Source organism: Marinimicrobium koreense (assembly GCF_003762925.1).
In the GTDB taxonomy this organism is placed as follows: domain Bacteria; phylum Pseudomonadota; class Gammaproteobacteria; order Pseudomonadales; family Cellvibrionaceae; genus Marinimicrobium; species Marinimicrobium koreense.
In genome coordinates, this window is record NZ_RJUK01000001.1 from 1 (window position 1) to 15373 (window position 15373).

Annotated in this window: 12 protein-coding genes; 8 read left to right on the forward strand and 4 right to left on the reverse strand. The window is 60.9% G+C overall.

What is annotated here, in order from left to right; genetic code table 11:
• Positions 1-155: 155 nt before the first annotated feature.
• Positions 156-1322 (forward strand): FAD-dependent oxidoreductase, encoded by a 1167-nt coding sequence (locus EDC38_RS00005; RefSeq protein WP_123636783.1) that lies wholly within the window; start codon positions 156-158, stop codon positions 1320-1322.
• Here the strand turns inward: EDC38_RS00005 and EDC38_RS00010 are convergent.
• Positions 1309-2214 (reverse strand): DUF2971 domain-containing protein, encoded by a 906-nt coding sequence (locus tag EDC38_RS00010; protein WP_123636784.1) that lies wholly within the window; start codon positions 2212-2214, stop codon positions 1309-1311. The two genes, EDC38_RS00005 and EDC38_RS00010, sit on opposite strands and share 14 nt — an antisense overlap.
• 156 nt (positions 2215-2370) lie before the next feature.
• Between EDC38_RS00010 and EDC38_RS00015 the strand changes: the two genes are divergently transcribed.
• The gene (locus tag EDC38_RS00015) at positions 2371-3387 is read left to right on the forward strand and encodes an aspartate carbamoyltransferase (RefSeq protein WP_123636785.1); all 1017 of its coding nucleotides are present in this window, start codon (positions 2371-2373) and stop codon (positions 3385-3387) included.
• Positions 3388-3398: 11 nt separating this feature from the next.
• Here EDC38_RS00015 and EDC38_RS00020 read toward each other — a convergent pair whose 3' ends face one another.
• A complete protein-coding gene (locus tag EDC38_RS00020; protein WP_123636786.1) occupies positions 3399-4682 on the reverse strand; it encodes a diguanylate cyclase domain-containing protein in 1284 nt (427 codons plus the stop codon).
• Between the two features lie 229 nt (positions 4683-4911).
• Here EDC38_RS00020 and EDC38_RS00025 point away from each other — a divergent pair, with 229 nt between their 5' ends.
• The 3 genes from EDC38_RS00025 to EDC38_RS00035 are packed head-to-tail and all read left to right on the forward strand — an operon-like array spanning position 4912 to position 8515.
• A complete protein-coding gene (locus EDC38_RS00025) occupies positions 4912-6063 on the forward strand; it encodes a 1-acyl-sn-glycerol-3-phosphate acyltransferase (RefSeq protein WP_123636787.1) in 1152 nt (383 codons plus the stop codon).
• Positions 6064-6065: 2 nt separating this feature from the next.
• Positions 6066-8189 carry an ATP-dependent DNA helicase DinG gene (dinG, locus tag EDC38_RS00030; protein WP_123636788.1) on the forward strand — a complete coding sequence of 708 codons (2124 nt, stop codon included), beginning with the start codon at positions 6066-6068 and terminating at the stop codon, positions 8187-8189.
• A complete protein-coding gene (locus EDC38_RS00035; RefSeq protein WP_123636789.1) occupies positions 8186-8515 on the forward strand; it encodes a YqcC family protein in 330 nt (109 codons plus the stop codon). The genes dinG and EDC38_RS00035 overlap by 4 nt, the downstream gene beginning before the upstream one ends.
• Here EDC38_RS00035 and argS read toward each other — a convergent pair.
• Positions 8499-10238 (reverse strand): arginine--tRNA ligase, encoded by a 1740-nt coding sequence (argS, locus tag EDC38_RS00040; RefSeq protein ID WP_123636790.1) that lies wholly within the window; start codon positions 10236-10238, stop codon positions 8499-8501. The two genes, EDC38_RS00035 and argS, sit on opposite strands and share 17 nt — an antisense overlap.
• 124 nt (positions 10239-10362) lie before the next feature.
• Here argS and EDC38_RS00045 point away from each other — a divergent pair, with 124 nt between their 5' ends.
• From EDC38_RS00045 to EDC38_RS00055, 3 genes are all read left to right on the forward strand, one after another.
• Positions 10363-11175, forward strand: coding sequence for an SDR family oxidoreductase (locus EDC38_RS00045; protein ID WP_123636791.1), 813 nt, complete (start codon positions 10363-10365; stop codon positions 11173-11175).
• 113 nt (positions 11176-11288) lie between these two features.
• Positions 11289-11630, forward strand: coding sequence for a 4a-hydroxytetrahydrobiopterin dehydratase (locus tag EDC38_RS00050; RefSeq protein WP_123636792.1), 342 nt, complete (start codon positions 11289-11291; stop codon positions 11628-11630).
• 202 nt (positions 11631-11832) lie between these two features.
• Positions 11833-12702, forward strand: coding sequence for a diguanylate cyclase (locus EDC38_RS00055; protein WP_123636793.1), 870 nt, complete (start codon positions 11833-11835; stop codon positions 12700-12702).
• Positions 12703-12777: 75 nt separating this feature from the next.
• Here EDC38_RS00055 and EDC38_RS00060 read toward each other — a convergent pair whose 3' ends face one another.
• Positions 12778-15354 (reverse strand): glycoside hydrolase family 9 protein, encoded by a 2577-nt coding sequence (locus tag EDC38_RS00060; RefSeq protein ID WP_123636794.1) that lies wholly within the window; start codon positions 15352-15354, stop codon positions 12778-12780.
• Positions 15355-15373: the final 19 nt, after the last annotated feature.

The following is a 15373-nucleotide window of genomic DNA, read 5'->3' on the forward strand; positions in this document are numbered from 1 at the left end:
GCTGTGCCCGTTCGCTCCGGGCGAACGGGTCAAGCTCTTAAATTAAAACGCCCTGTCGGTAACCCGGCAGGGCGTTTTTCTTGTGTGCCAGAAAAGTTCCTCTCCGCTATACTGATCCCTACACTGATAAAACGTCTTTCAAGGCTGGAGTTTCTATGCAATACGACGTTGTGGTGGTTGGTGGTGGTATTCAGGGGGTGGGCGTGGCGCAGGCAGCGGTGGCTGCGGGCTACTCGGTTTTATTGCTGGAGAAGACCGCCTTGGCGGCCGCCACTTCCAGCGCCTCTTCAAAGCTGATCCACGGTGGACTTCGCTACCTGGAATCGGTCCAGTTTGGCTTGGTTCGCGAGAGCCTCAAGGAGCGCGCGCTGCTTCTCGAGCTAGCGCCGGAGCTGGTCAAGCGCGTCGATATGCATATTCCGGTCTATCGCTCCTCGTCCCGTTCGTCCGGAAAGATCTCCATTGGCTTGTGGCTCTATCGGATACTGTCGGGCTTCGATGATGATTCGGAGTTTTCTCGCTTGCATCGGAGTCAGTGGTCGGCGCTGGATGGTTTGCGGACGGATGACCTGATGGCTGTGTTCCGATACCGGGAGGCGCAAACCGATGACGCCGCTTTGACCCGGGCGGTCTGGGGCTCGGCTGAATCTCTGGGGGCGGAGTTGGCGATGCCGGCCGAGCTGATATCCGCCGAGTGCCACCCCGCAGGTTGTGAGGTTGTTTATCGACAGGGAGAAAAGGAGCTTTCCGTTGAAGCGGGGGTGCTGGTCAATTGCGCTGGGCCCTGGGGAACAGAGGTGATCGGCCGGGTGACGCCGGCCCTGACCGGGCCTGAGGTGGATCTGGTTCAGGGGGCCCACCTACTATTGCCCCCGAGCCTGAAACACCACTTCTATCTGGAAGCTCCCGATGATCGGCGTGCGGTGTTTGCCTTGCCTTGGAACAACCGGTTATTGATCGGTACAACCGAAACGCTGCATAAAGGCGATCCAGCGAAAGCAGCCTGTACGCGCGAAGAGCAGGATTACCTGCTGCGGACACTTCAGCACTACTTCCCGTCACTGGATGTGTCGACGTCGAATGTAGAGTCCTTTGCCGGCTTGCGAGTGCTGCCCAAGGTGGAGGGTAGTGCGTTTGGTCGTTCCCGTGAGGTGCTTTTTCACGCTGACAATGAGGAGCAGCCTCGGTTGCTGTCAGTGATGGGGGGCAAGCTGACCACGTACCGCGCAACGGCTGAGCAGGTGATCGAGCGGTTGGCCCCGAGCCTGCCACGCCGCCGTGCGATGGCAAGCACGCGTGAACTGCCGCTTAATCCCGCTTGATTCGAGTAAACTCGATTTCGTATTTACCGGGAATGGGCGCGGCCTGGAACAGCTTGGCCTCGGGGTACTGCTCGCGCAGAATGCCCAGTAAACGCTGACGGGATTCGCGGGGCATAAAGGCGCCAAAATAAGCCGCTGACAGATCGTTTTTTTCAAACGGCCGGTCGTCGTACCACAGGCTGTCATCGGCCTCACGACTGCTGGCCTGGTCCGTCGCGTGATAAAAGATCCGCCACTCCTGCTCGGCTTCCGACATGGCGGGCTTGACCAGGAACTTGTCGGCAAAGCGGGATTGGGCGTTGACCTTTTCCTGGTGCAGAATCGCGTTGATCTGCTCCTTGAATGTGGTGATTTCCGGGCGGTTGAGACTGTATTCCACCGGCTTGGGGTCTACCAGCGTTGTGTACTCTCCGCAGCGGAAGCGCAGCGCGACCCCGCGGTGACGATCCGCTAAATACTGCCAGGAGGGGAGATTCTCGACCTTGGCGCTGAAGCAGCAAATACGCAGCTCGCGGGTAAACTTGCGCCAGTCGGCCATGAGTTCTTCAATGGCGATCTGGCGTTGGTCGACCATCCTGGACATGAGCTCTTTGAGCACGTCTTCGGCTTCCTCCGGGGATGCGAAACGCTCCTCGTCCCGCCAGCGTCGAATCACGGTGGCCAGTGGTGAGTTGCTCTTAGGCGTCTCACGGGAAAAAATCATGCTCGTGGCACTGCGAATCACCCCATCGAGAAGCGTCAGCGGATCGAATGACAATGGCGTCTGGTGTGTCAGCTCGAAAGGGTCTGCCAATAAGTGAGGCGCGCTCCACCGAAGGCGCTGGGAGCTGAGAATCTGCTCGGCGGTTTGAGCGGAGCAGAATTTCGCCAAGGTGTCAGGGTATTCGGCCACAGAGGTTCCTTTGTTCTCGAAGTCATGGTGTGCAGGCGGAGTATAACCAAAATCCCGCCGTCTGATCAGGTTATCGGCCAATTCCCCCATTTTTGAATGGCTCAGGAGGCGCTATACTGAGCGGCAGCTTCAATCTACCGCTTAAAGGATCCGCCCGTGAATTTTACCGGTTCGCATATTCTCTCCATCCAGCAGTTCGACCGTTCCGATATTGAGCGCATCTTCACCGTGGCCGATGCCATGGCCCCCTACGCCTTGAGACGCCGGGTGACCCGTGTTCTGGAGGGTGCCATTCTGGGCAATATGTTCTTTGAGCCCAGTACCCGTACCCGGATAAGCTTTGGTAGCGCATTCAATCTGCTGGGCGGCGAGGTGCGTGAAACCACCGGCATCGAAACCTCGGCGCTTGCCAAGGGCGAGTCGTTGTACGACACGGCGCGCGTGCTCTCCGGCTTCAGTGATGTGATCTGCATGCGCCACCCTCAGTCGGGATCGGTGGCGGAGTTTGCCGAGGCAAGCCGGGTACCAGTACTCAACGGTGGGGATGGCGCCAACGAACACCCGAGTCAGGCGCTACTCGATTTATACACAATCCGTAAGGAAATGGAGTCTCGTGGGCGGGGCGTGGACGGACTGCGAATCGCGATGATCGGCGACCTCAAGTACGGTCGGACGGTGCACTCCCTGTGCAAACTGCTGTGCCTGTACAAAGGTGTCCACGTGACTCTGGTGTCTCCGCGTGAGCTGGCGATGCCCGAAGCGATAGTCGAGCAACTGCGTGAGTCGGGACACTCGGTGACGGTTACGGAAGATCTGCCCAGCAGTATTGCCAGTGTCGATATCGCCTATTCCACCCGGATTCAGGAAGAGCGGTTTGACACGAAGGAAGAAGCCGACCTCTACCGGGGACGCTTTCGGTTGAATCAGGCCATTTATACTCAGTATTGCGAGCCAAATACCGTCATCATGCATCCCCTGCCGAGAGACTCCCGGCAGGAGGCCAACGAGTTGGATAACGACCTGAATCAGAACCCCAATCTGGCCATATTCCGCCAGGCGGACAACGGAGTGGTGGTGCGTATGGCTCTGTTTGCCCTGGTCCTGGATGTGGTTGACCAAGTGGATCTGCACGCTCGGGAGGTCAACTGGTTCAACTCCCTGCGTCGGCCCTGATCGGCGGGGCTTCAGTCCAGCAGCATTTGCACTTTGGTGCGCAGCTCGGCGGCGCTGAACGGACGTTTCAGCCAGCCCACCGGGCTCTGCCCCTCAAGATCTGACAGAAGGTTGGGCCGCTCGGGATCATCGGACACCACCAGTATCGGGGTGGACGCTGACTTGCTGCTCCGGGCCAGAAGCCGAAACAGGCTGTGGTCTTCGGCAAAGGCGCTCTCTCCGTCGCTGATGATGACGTCGGGCAGCACATCGCTGGCGATTTCCAGGCACTCTTCGGCGGTATCGGTGGTCAGGATGTTGCAGTGTTGCTGTAGCGGTTCACTGATCTCGCGGGTCTGGTCGCCCCCCTGAGCCACGATCAGCACGGTTTTGTGGGTGGCGACTTCTTCGATCAGTGCCGAGTCGCGTCCCTTGTGTTTGACCCGGTACAGGGCGCGATCGGCGCACTTGATGACCTCCTCCAGCGTATGCCCCATCGAATGATGACAAGTCGCCCCACCGATACTGACGGTGACGCAGTCACCGACCGGTGAGTGCCGGTGCTCCAGGGACAGCTCCCGCACGGCCCGATTGATGCACTGGCCAATATGGCGGGCGCCCGCCAGGTCGGTTTCCGGGAGTAGGGCGATGAATTCCTCACCCCCGTAGCGGCCCAGCAAATCGGAGGGGCGCTGCAGACACCCTTTTATCGCTTGCGTGATCTGCTTGAGACAGCGGTCGCCCGCCGGGTGGCCGTAGTGATCGTTGTAGGGCTTGAAGTGGTCGACATCGATCATCAGTACGCTGGTGGGGGTCTGATGACGCACCGCGAGTCGCCAGTGTTGGTTGGCCTGATCGTTGAACGTCCGGCGGTTGAGAATCTGGGTAAGACTGTCGAGTTGGCTGAGAGCTTCCAACTCCGCATTCAACTGGTTGAGCTGGTCGCGCATCTCGGCAATCCGGGCCATGGCCCGGATCTTGGCCTTGATGATCACGGGGCTGACCGGTTTGATCAGGTAGTCGTCGCCACCGGCCTCAATCCCTTCGCGATAGCTTTCGTCCTCGTTCTTCCCGGTCACGAAGATGATCGGCACCCAGTGTCCGCCGAGCCACTCCCGGATCAGGCGCGTGGTTTCAAAGCCGTTCAGGCCGGGCATCTCCACATCCATGATGATCAGATCGACCGGCGTGTCTTCCAGCAGCTGCAACGCTTCTTCTCCGCTGCGGGCAATGAGTGGCGTGTGGCCTGCCTCGCTGATGTACTGGGACATGGCGTGGCGCAAGGTGGCGCTGTCTTCGACCAGCAAAATCTTCATGAGCTGACGACTATCTCGCTTGTTATTGTTGAATGGACTTTTATGATCCTCTGTCCCGGGAATAAGTTTACGGGTTTACGGCTTCAGGGTCGATCGCCTTCGGTGGGAATTTCGATCTGGATCACGGCCCGGAACTGGCTTTTTCGCGGGGTTTTCGGTATGTTGTGCGACCATTTTCCCCGTAGCCGTTCCGGCCCTGATTTAACCTGACTCCTACAGACTGCCTGTGATGACCGAGTTCGACGATATTCGTCCCTATGATGATCATGAAGTTCGCCCCACCCTGGAGCGATTACTGACCAACCCTGAATTGGCAGACGCCGTAGCGCGTCTCAAGTTCCCTCGGGCGGCCGGTCCCCTGGGCTGGTTGTTGCGCCCGTTGGTGCAGAAAGCCATGCGCCGGCAGATGCGCGGTGTGGACACCGTTCTGGGCTTTCAGGAGGTGGTCAAGGGCTACATGCAGCGGATGATTGCCGATACCACCACCGAGCTCACCACCTCGGGGCTGGACCGACTGGACCCGAACGGCGCCTACCTGTTCGTCAGCAACCACCGGGATATCGCCATGGACCCGGCGTTTGTGAATTGGACCCTGTACCACGGCGGCTTCAATACCCTGCGCATCGCCATTGGTGACAACCTGCTCACCAAGGACTATGTGTCGGATCTGATGCGGCTTAACAAGAGCTTCATCGTGAATCGTTCGGCGCGCGCACCGCGGGAGAAGCTCAAGGCTGCGAAGAAACTGTCCGCCTACATTCATCACTCAATTGCCGAAGATCACGCCAATATCTGGATCGCCCAGCGCGAGGGGCGGGCCAAAGACGGCAAGGACAAGACCAACTCGGCGGTCGTGGGCATGTTCAGCCTCAGTCGACCCAAGAGCCAGCCCTTTGCCGAATACGTCCGCGAACTGAAGATCGTCCCGGTCTCCATTTCCTACGAGTGGGATCCCTGTGATGCCGCCAAGGCTCGTGAGCTGCATCAGCAGCGCACCAGTGGTGGCTACCAGAAGGCCGAGCACGAAGATGTGAAAAGCATCGCCATGGGCATTGCCGGCCAGAAAGGGCATGTGCATGTCGCTTTTGGGGACGTGCTCGACGGAGACTACGAGGATACCGACGCGGTGGTGGCGGAGATCGATCGGCAGATTCTGGACAACTACGTTCTCCATGCGACCAACTGTCTGGCCTGGGAGCGCCTGAATGGCGACTTGCCGGACATGGAGTACGGATATCCGCCCAAAACCTTCTCCCCGGAGGACTTGGGAGAAGTGCGTCAGCGGTTTGAGTTGCATCTGGCCAATATCCCGGCGGATCATCGCGCCTTGGTCTTGGACATGTACGCCAATCCGGTCGCGGCCAAGCTCGACCGGCGCTGAGTATGCTCACCGACGCGGTCAAACTACAGATTCAGACGGCCTACCGCCAGTTCCTCCAGAACCGGGAGCTGAACGCGCGCTACGGCCAGAAGCTGATGATCGCCGAAATCGCCCGTACCCTCGGTGGTATTGAGCTGAATGATGAGGGCGAGCGCGAAAGCCGGGGGCATGTCTGTGTGATCGAGGCCGGCACCGGCACCGGGAAGACGGTGGGCTACCTGTTGCCGGCATTGATCATCGCCAAGGCGCTGGGAAAAAAACTTGTGGTTTCTACCGCAACGGTGGCGCTACAGGAGCAGGTGGTGAACAAAGACCTGCCGGAGCTCAAGCGTCACAGTGAGCTGTCGTTCAGCTTCACCCTGGCCAAGGGGCGCGGGCGCTATGTGTGCCTGAGCAAGCTCGATAATCTCCTCAGCACCATCCACGAAGGCCTGGACCCGACCCGTCCGCTGTATGAAGACGAGCTGCCCGCCGTGGATGAGCGGGCGGTCAAAATCTATGACTCCATGGTCGATGCCCTGGCGCAAAACCGCTGGGACGGCGAGCGCGACAGCTGGCCCGACGGTATCGAGCAGGAGGATTGGCAGCGGGTGACCACCGACCACCGCCAGTGTACCGGCCGTCGCTGCTCGAACGTGTCGGTGTGCAGTTTTTTCCGGGCCCGGGAGGCGCTGCACACCGCCGACTGTATCGTCACCAATCACGATCTGGTACTGGCCGATCTGGCGCTCGGCGGCGGGGCCATTCTGCCCAGCCCCGAAGACAGCATTTACGTGTTTGACGAAGGCCACCAATTGCCCACCAAGGCGCTGAATCACTTTGCCCATCACAGCCGTGTGGTCAGCACCGTGCGCTGGCTGGATCAGTGCAACAAGGCGCTGGGAACCATGCTGGGCCACATCAGTGGCGCGGGCAATGTCGACCGCTTTGCCGAACAATTGCCGGCGGCCCTGATGGACTGCAAGCAGCGGCTGGAGCAACTGCACCCGGCCCTGGATGCGCTGGCGCAGGAAGTGGCCCTGGACGACCGACAGAGTCACTATCGATTCCCCGGGGGGCAGTTGCCGGAGTCGCTGGTGTTGCCCTCGGTCGAGCTGCACCGGGGCTTTGACCGGCTGTCGGACCTGCTCGATAAAATGGTCGCGGAAGTCAGTGAAGCCATGGAAGATGCCCACTGCCCGGTGCCCAAAGTGGACCTCGAACAGCACTATCCGGCGCTCGGGGCCTGGCAGGCCCGGGCCGAGGCCAACCGGGAGCTCTGGTTCAGCTACGCCACTCCGGACGACAAAGACGAGGTGCCGCGGGCGCGCTGGTTGACCCCCGTGGATGCGGGAGCCAGCATTGATATTGAGGTCTGTTCCAGTCCCATTCTGGCCGCGGGTACCCTGGCGAAAAGCCTGTGGTACCGCTGCTGCGGCGCGGTGGTCACCTCGGCGACACTGGCGGCTCTGGGGCGGTTTGACCGGTTCCAGATGCGCGCCGGTACCCCCAAGGATAGCCATTACGCGCAGATGCCCAGCCCGTTCGATTTCTCCCAGGCGAGCCTGGAAGTGCCGGCCTGGGCGGTAGAGGCGGGTGACGCCCTGCGGCACACCGAATCCTTGATCACCGGGCTTCCCGATCTGCTTGACCCGGGTGAGGGCAGTCTGGTCCTGTTTTCCTCCCGTCGACAGATGCTCGATGTATACGACCAGTTGCCTGATGAGTGGCGCGAGCGCATTCTGGTCCAGGGTGACAAGTCCAAGCAGGCCATGCTCGATACCCACCGGGAGCGGATCGACGCGGGGCAGGGCAGCGTGCTGTTTGGTCTGGCGAGCTTTGCCGAGGGGGTGGACCTGCCGGGCGACTACTGCCGGCACGTGGTGATTGCCAAGCTGCCCTTTTCCGTGCCGGATGATCCCATCGAAGCGGCGCTGGCCGAGTGGGTGGAGGCCCGGGGCGGCAATGCCTTTATGGAGATCACCGTGCCGGACGCCTCGCTGCGCCTGATTCAGGCCTGTGGCCGTCTGCTGCGCAATGAGAGCGACAGCGGCACGATCACGCTGCTGGACCGGCGCGTGGTCACCAAGCGCTATGGCAAGGCGCTGCTCAATTCATTACCGCCTTTCAAGCGAGTGATTGCATGACCGATATTCACAGAGAGTTGGCCGAAACCCTGTTTGAGCTTGAGCGCGAGTTGCGCGCGCTCGCCCTGTGGGATGAAACGCCGCCAACCCCCGAAGCCCTGGCCAGCACCCAGCCGTTCGCGGTGGATACGCTGGAGTTGTATCAGTGGCTGCAGTTCGTGTTCATTCCCAGGCTTTATAGGCTGGTGGAGCACCGGATGGAGCTGCCGGCGAGCTGTTCAGTCTCGCCCATGGCGGAGGAGTATTTCCGGCCTCGCCCGGAAAGCGGCGAGGCCGTGATTGCGGTGTTGGAGCGGATCGATATCCTGGTTACATCTGCTCCATAACCTCAATACCCAGCAGCTCCAGCCCCTGAGCCAACGTGCGTGACACCAGATCACACAGGCGCAGCCGGCTGGCGCGCAACTCGGCAGGAACCCCGTCTTTCAGCACCGGGCAGGCTTCGTAGAAGCGCATATACAGGCTGGCGAGGTCGTACAGGTAGGTGCACAGCAGGTGCGGCATGGCATCCCGGGCCACCTGATCCAGCGCCTCGCTGAACTGCAGCAGCTTGATGGCCAGCGCCCGCTCCTCGGATTCCACCAGTTGAATCGCCTCGGACAGACTGTCCGGTTGGACGCCGGCGCGCCGAAAAATGCTGCGCACTCGGGTATAGGCGTATTGCAGGTAAGGGGCGGTGTTGCCGTCAAAGCTGAGCATCGCATCCCAGTTGAAGACGTAATCGTTGGTGCGGGTTTTACTCAGGTCCGCGTACTTGACCGCACCGATGCCCACTTTGCGGCCGATCTCGGTCATGGCCTCCGGGCTCAATTCGGTGTTTTTCTCCCGAACCAGTGCGGCGGCCCGTTCGGCGGCCTCATCCAGCAGTTCGGCGAGTTTGACGGTGCCGCCGCTGCGGGTTTTGAACGGTTTACCGTCCGAGCCCATCATGGTGCCGAAGGCGTGATGTTCCAGGCTGACGTTCTCACCTACGAAGCCGGCTTTGCGGGCGACGGTGAACACCTGCTGCATATGCAGGGACTGGCGGGCATCGATAAAGTACATCAAGCGGTTGGCACCCAGTTCGCCCGCCCGAAAGCGCAGGGCCGCCAGATCGGTGGTGGCGTAGAGATAACCACCGCCCTGTTTTTGAATGATCACCGGTGAGGGGTTGCCGTCTTTGTCTGCCAGCTCCTCCAGGAACACCACTTTGGCGCCCTGATCCTCCACCGCAAGCCCCTTTTCCTCGAGCTCGGCCACCAGTGGGGCCAGATCGTCGTTGTAGAAACTCTCGCCGCGCACATCCTCCGGGCGGAGGGTGACATTCAGCTTTTCGTAGATCTCCTGACTGTGATCCAGGGAGACCGAGCGGAACTGCTCCCAAAGCGCCAGCACATCGCTATTCCCGGATTGCAGCTTGACCACATAGTCCCGGGCCTTGTCGGCGAACGCCGGGTCTTCGTCGAAGTGCCGTTTGGCCTGCTGGTAGAACACTTCCAGGTCGCTCAGGGCCATGGTGGCCTCGCGATTTTCCGCCAGTTGCTCTTCGAGCTCGGCGATCAACATGCCGAACTGGGTGCCCCAGTCGCCGACGTGGTTCTGGCGGATGACCTGGTGGCCCTGAAAGCTCAACAAGCGGGCCAGAGCGTCTCCAATGATGGTGGAGCGCAGGTGGCCCACGTGCATTTCCTTGGCCAGGTTCGGGGAGGAGTAATCCACCACCGCCGTCTGTGGCTCGGCCACGGGGGCAATGCCCAGGCGGGTATCATCGGCCGCCTTGCCCAACTGCTGGCTCAACCACTCGGGTGCCAGGTGAATATTGATGAACCCGGGGCCGGCAATCTCGACCTTCTCCGCAATGCCGTCCAGTTCCAGGTGGCGCATGATCTCACCCGCGAGCTCCCGAGGATTGGTCTTCATAGCCTTGGCCGCGCCCATCGCGCCATTGGCCTGATAGTCTCCGAAGCCGGGCTTTTTGCTCGGAGAGACCATCGGGGGGTGCTGGAAGGGGATATGAGCAGACAGCATGGCCTGCTGGACCTTGTGGTTCAGTAAATCGCGAATATTCATAGTCACTATGTGTGGTTTGGGCGAACGCGGGATTGTAACCGGCCAGCTCGGCGTGTGTCATCTATTGCTGCTACTATTCAGGCATAAATTGGCGGTCAGAGTGCAAACCGGAGGAAGACACCCGATGACTGAGCGACTGAACGGTCAGAATGGCCAGGCACCGACGGTCCTGGTGGTGGGCGGAACCAGTGGGATCAATCGCGGCATCGCCGAGGGCTTTGCTCGCGATGGGGCTCGAGTCGCCGTGGTCAGCCGTTCCGAAGACAAGGTACGCGCCACCCTGGAGGCGCTGCGAGCACTGGGCGCCGAGGCCGAGGGTTTCGCGGCGGATGTCCGTGACCCTGAAGCCCTGCAGCAGGGGGTTGCCGGGCTCTGCGACCGATGGGGACCTCTGGATGTGGTGGTCTCTGGTGCGGCGGGCAACTTCCCGGCGCTGGCCTCGGGTATGTCGGCCAATGCCTTTCGCTCGGTGGTGGAGATTGATCTTTTGGGCAGCTTTCATGTACTCCAGGCGGTATACCCCCACCTGCGCCGTCCCTCATCGGTTATTCAGATCTCAGCTCCCCAGGCGGTACTGCCCATGGTGGGGCAGTCCCATGTCTGTGCGGCCAAAGCGGGGGTGGACATGTTGACCCGAACCCTGGCCCAGGAATGGGGGCCAGAGGGCATTCGAGTGAACTCGGTGCTCCCCGGCCCGATTGCGCACACCGAAGGCATGAAGCGTCTCGCCCCCTCAACCGCGCTACAGGAACAGGTTACCGCATCGGTACCACTGAAGCGGCTTGGGCAGGCGGAAGACATCTATAGGGCCTGTCGGTTTTTGGCCTCCGCGGATGCCGACTTCATCACCGGCGCGGTGTTGCCGGTCGATGGCGGTTGGTCGCTGTCGGGCGCTTCACGGGTGGGTGATGCTCTGGGGCAGGCTTTGAAAGGCTGAGAGAGTTGTATCTACGCCGGTTGCTATGTGATGCTGGCGACTGACTCGACCGGTCGATGATGGAATATCGTACTGGAACGGAGTGACGATTTCATTTGCTACGGAGGTTCTCAATGAATGATTTAGCCGGACAAACCTGTGAAGCCTGTCGGTCCGATGCACCGAGGGTGTCAGATGCCGAGGTGGCCGAGCTGAAAACCGAAGTGCCGGACTGGCAACCGCTCACCGTAGACGGCGAACAGCGACTGAGGCGGGTTTTCAAATTCAAGAACTTTGCCGAGGCCCTGGCGTTTACTCAGCGCGTCGGTGACTTGGCGGAAGAGGCCGATCACCACCCGGCGCTGTTGACTGAGTGGGGTAAAGTGACCGTTGACTGGTGGACCCACAAGATCGGTGGTCTGCACCGCAATGACTTCATCATGGCGGCCAAGACAGATCGGGTCTATTCCTCCTAGACGGTCCTCTTAGCGGGTCCTCCTGGCGGGGCATTGCCTCGCTCCCGGAGGGCCGATGATCTGAAATACCCTTCGCGCTGACTCCCTTAATCCTGTCTTGCACTCTGGCGGTGCACGGCACGGTCTTCATGTTGTAATATGTGCCAAGTTGCCGGTCCCTGAGGCCGGTCTGTTTCATCATGGAGACCTCTGGAGGTCGGCTATGTGGCGAATTGTGGTTCCGGTGATCGGAGTCCTGGTTCTGTGGGCGGGTCTGGTGGCACCGTTGCAGGCTCGGGAAGTGCTGCATATGGTTTCCCGGGGCGATCACAACGCCCATTACACCGAAACCATGATCCGCCTGGCCCTGGCCAAAGCCGGCTATGCCTATACCCTGGAAATCCATCCGGGCAACCTGACTGCCGCCCGGCAGCAACGGGATACCCGGGAAGGGCGCATCGACATCATGTGGTCGGCGACCTCCCGTGAGCTGGAAGAAACCTTGCTGCCAGTGCGTATTCCACTTTACAAGGGACTGATCGGGCACCGGATATTCATCACTCACCCTGAGCATATCGAACAGCTGAAAGCGGTGGAAAGCCTCGAGCAGTTGCGAGCCTTCAGTTACGGGCAGGGAGTGGGCTGGCCGGATTCCCGGATTCTGAAAGACAATGGGTTCGATGTGCGCGAGGAAAGCTTTGATCGGCTGATAAAAATGGTGCACGCCAAACGCTTTCAGCTATTCCCTCGTGGAGTGCACGAGCCGTGGAGTGAGGTGAGCAACCGGCCGGAACTCGAGCTGAGCATCGACGCGCACATTATGCTGGTCTACCCCATGCCGTTTTACCTGTTTGTCACCCCCGAGCACCCCGAGTTGGCCCAGGCGCTTGAAAGGGGTTTGATGCGCGCCATTGAAGATGGCAGTTTTGACCGCCTGTTTCGAAGCAGTCCCATGGTGCAGTCGGTTATCAATCGGGCGGGGATTGCCCAGCGTAAGGTTTTCTACCTTGAGAACCGCGCGTTGACTGAGCAGACGCCGCTGAGTGACCCGCGCCTGTGGCTGTCTCTGGAAGAGCTGGTGCCGTCGTCCTGATCGACGCTGCGGGCCGATACGGAAAACGCCGCGCAAGCGCGGCGTCCAGTGGTCGGCTTGAGACGCCGGGCCCAGTCAGTCGGTCGGCTCAGCGTTGAGCAGCCGGTCGGCGGCCAGCGCGAGGAACATGAAGTTGCTGGCTCCGCCACCCAGTACATACTCCGATTGTTGCCAAAGGTAGGGAAACTCCTTCAACTCGGGAAAGTCCGGCTGGATCAGGGCCGTCCCCACAATCACACCGCCAGGAATATAGCTGTAATCCATGCGGTTCAGACCGTAGGCGGCGCGCTTGGACTTGGCGCCCACCCCGGTGGCGTAGGACTGGGCATTGGCCCCGGGGTTGGTGCCCAGCACGTAGTGCAGAATGTTCAGCAGATACTCCTTACCGAACGCCTCGGGGAAAGCCTTGTGTAAAAAGTACTGGGCAACGCCTTCGTGCTGCAATGTCCAGCCCCGGCCCCACAGCTGCATTTCAAAATCCAGTCCGTAGGGCGTGGCGTTCATTTTCTGTTGCAGCTCCCGATCGTACTCGGCGGCGGCGTTGCGCATGGCGCCGGTCAGGGCCGGGTCGTCCAGCTCGTGAACCACCCGGGCCACGGCCCAGCCGATCTGGCGGAACTGATCCAGAATATGATCGCGCTGATTCAGCAGGAACGAGCGGTACTCGGCTTTCCCCGTGGTGCGGAACAACTCGACGGCGGCTCGGATCTGCTCGTTGCGCTCAGTGGTGCTGTCCACGGCCCGCTCAACCCGCCACAAAGCTTCGGCCGCCGCCAGGGTACGCTCGGCCAGGTCATCGTCATAGCCGCGCATGGGGCCGACACTGGCGGCAATGTTGGCGATGGCATCGAACTCCCGGGCGGGATTCTCCTCAGTGAAGACCCACCGATCATCGGGTAGCCCCGAATGGGTAGCGGTGCGCTCCTGCCGGCCGAGCGTCTTGTCGTAGATCAGGTTGTCGGTCTGACCGGAGAAGTCGCCGCCCATGACGTATTGGGTAAGGGTGGGCACGATAATGCCCCGGTACAGCCGTCCGAGTGCCTCATAACCGCCCACGACGGTCAGCAGGCCGTGCTCAATCTGTTGCAGGATGTCGGGCCGTCCGTCGGGCTCGCGTAGTTCGGTCAGGCGCAGTTCCTGATCGATGAGTGTGTTGTCGTGCTGAATACCAAACTCGTCGTAGGCGGCACTGAGAGTAAAGACCTCGCCGGATTGGGACTCGATGCGGAAATCTTCATCCCCCGCGTCATACCAGCCGCCGCGGGTCAGCCCCGGGACATGCTCACCGGGGGCAAAGTCCGTCAGCGTGCTGCTGCCCTGAATATAGCCGTCAAAGTGGTTGATATCCGTTGGCGCCATCAGGGCATCGTCCCGGTGGCTGTCGTCATGCCAGAGCTTGTACTTTTCCTTGACCCGCATATGGCCCATTTGCACCGGCAGGAAGTACTCCAGGGTGGGCTGCCAGACATTCTGGTCATAGACATTGCGGGCGATGCGGAACGGGTGGCTGCGGGTGTCGCCGAGCGCCAACTGATACAGCCCCTCCTCCTGCACCGAGGAAAAGTCGAACTGGTAATAGCGGTAGCGCAGGAAGTCGCCCCACAGGGTGGGGGCCTGAGAGAAGACCTCCTGAGCGCCACTGGCGTCCAGCTTCAGCAACCGCACGGGGTCACCCAGTGGCGCGTCCGGATCGGTTTCAATCACCGCCACTTTATTCTGCTCGGGGTGATAACCCACCATGGAGTGCTGGATGACCGGTTCGCGGGCCCAGCCGTCCACCACGTTGGGGGTGATTCGCCAGGACACGGCATTGGTGGTGGCGCCCGCCTCGATCGGGCTGCGCAGAGTGAACCAGCCGTTCTGGTGCTGGACCCGGCCATCAAGCAGTTGCAGTTCACCTTTGAGGCTCTCAATCTGCAGGCGCATCGGGTCGGATTCCGGCGCTACGGTCAGCCTTTGGCCGCTCGCCAGAGGGGCGGGTTGGGCGCGGTGGTGCGCCAGCGGGACCAGGCCGGCCCGCTCACCGTCGGAGACAATTTTCGGTGCGGGCGTCGAGTCGACCGGCACGGTCACCCCGTAGGGTTGGCGCGGGAAAATACCCGTGGCGTCGTCCATGATCCAGCTCTTGCCAAACAGGTCGGCGGGGTAGAGTTCCAACTGAAAGCCCACCTTTCCGGCCCACTCCTCGGGAAGCGGCGACTTGAGATCAACCTGAACCAGAAGGTCGTCCCCTTCGGCTCGAACCCGCAGGTCGTACTCCAGGGTCAGGTCCGGGTAGTCGAGCGGATTGAACCCGGTGCGGTGCTGGCGTTCGTCGGGGTACTTCAGTGTCGCCACGATTTCGCCTTTTTCCCGGTCCACCGTGCGACTCAGCAGGCGGGGCACCGGAGACCATTGCCCCGGGGTCAACTCCAGGCGCAGGTCGCCATTGGACGCCAGGCGGTTGTCGTGACTGACCAGAATCAGTCCACTTTGTCGGCTCTCGGGCGAGGTGTCCTGGAACACCATAAGGCCGACGCCCTGTTGCTCGAAGTAACCCTGGTCGTTGAGGGCGAAGCCGCTCTGGGAGGGTGCCGGGGTGTCTGAGGAATTGCCGCAGCCGCTGAGCGCTGTGCTCAGGGCCAGACCGAATAGAATCTGCCGGGTATGCATGGGACTGGGTCTCCGGTTA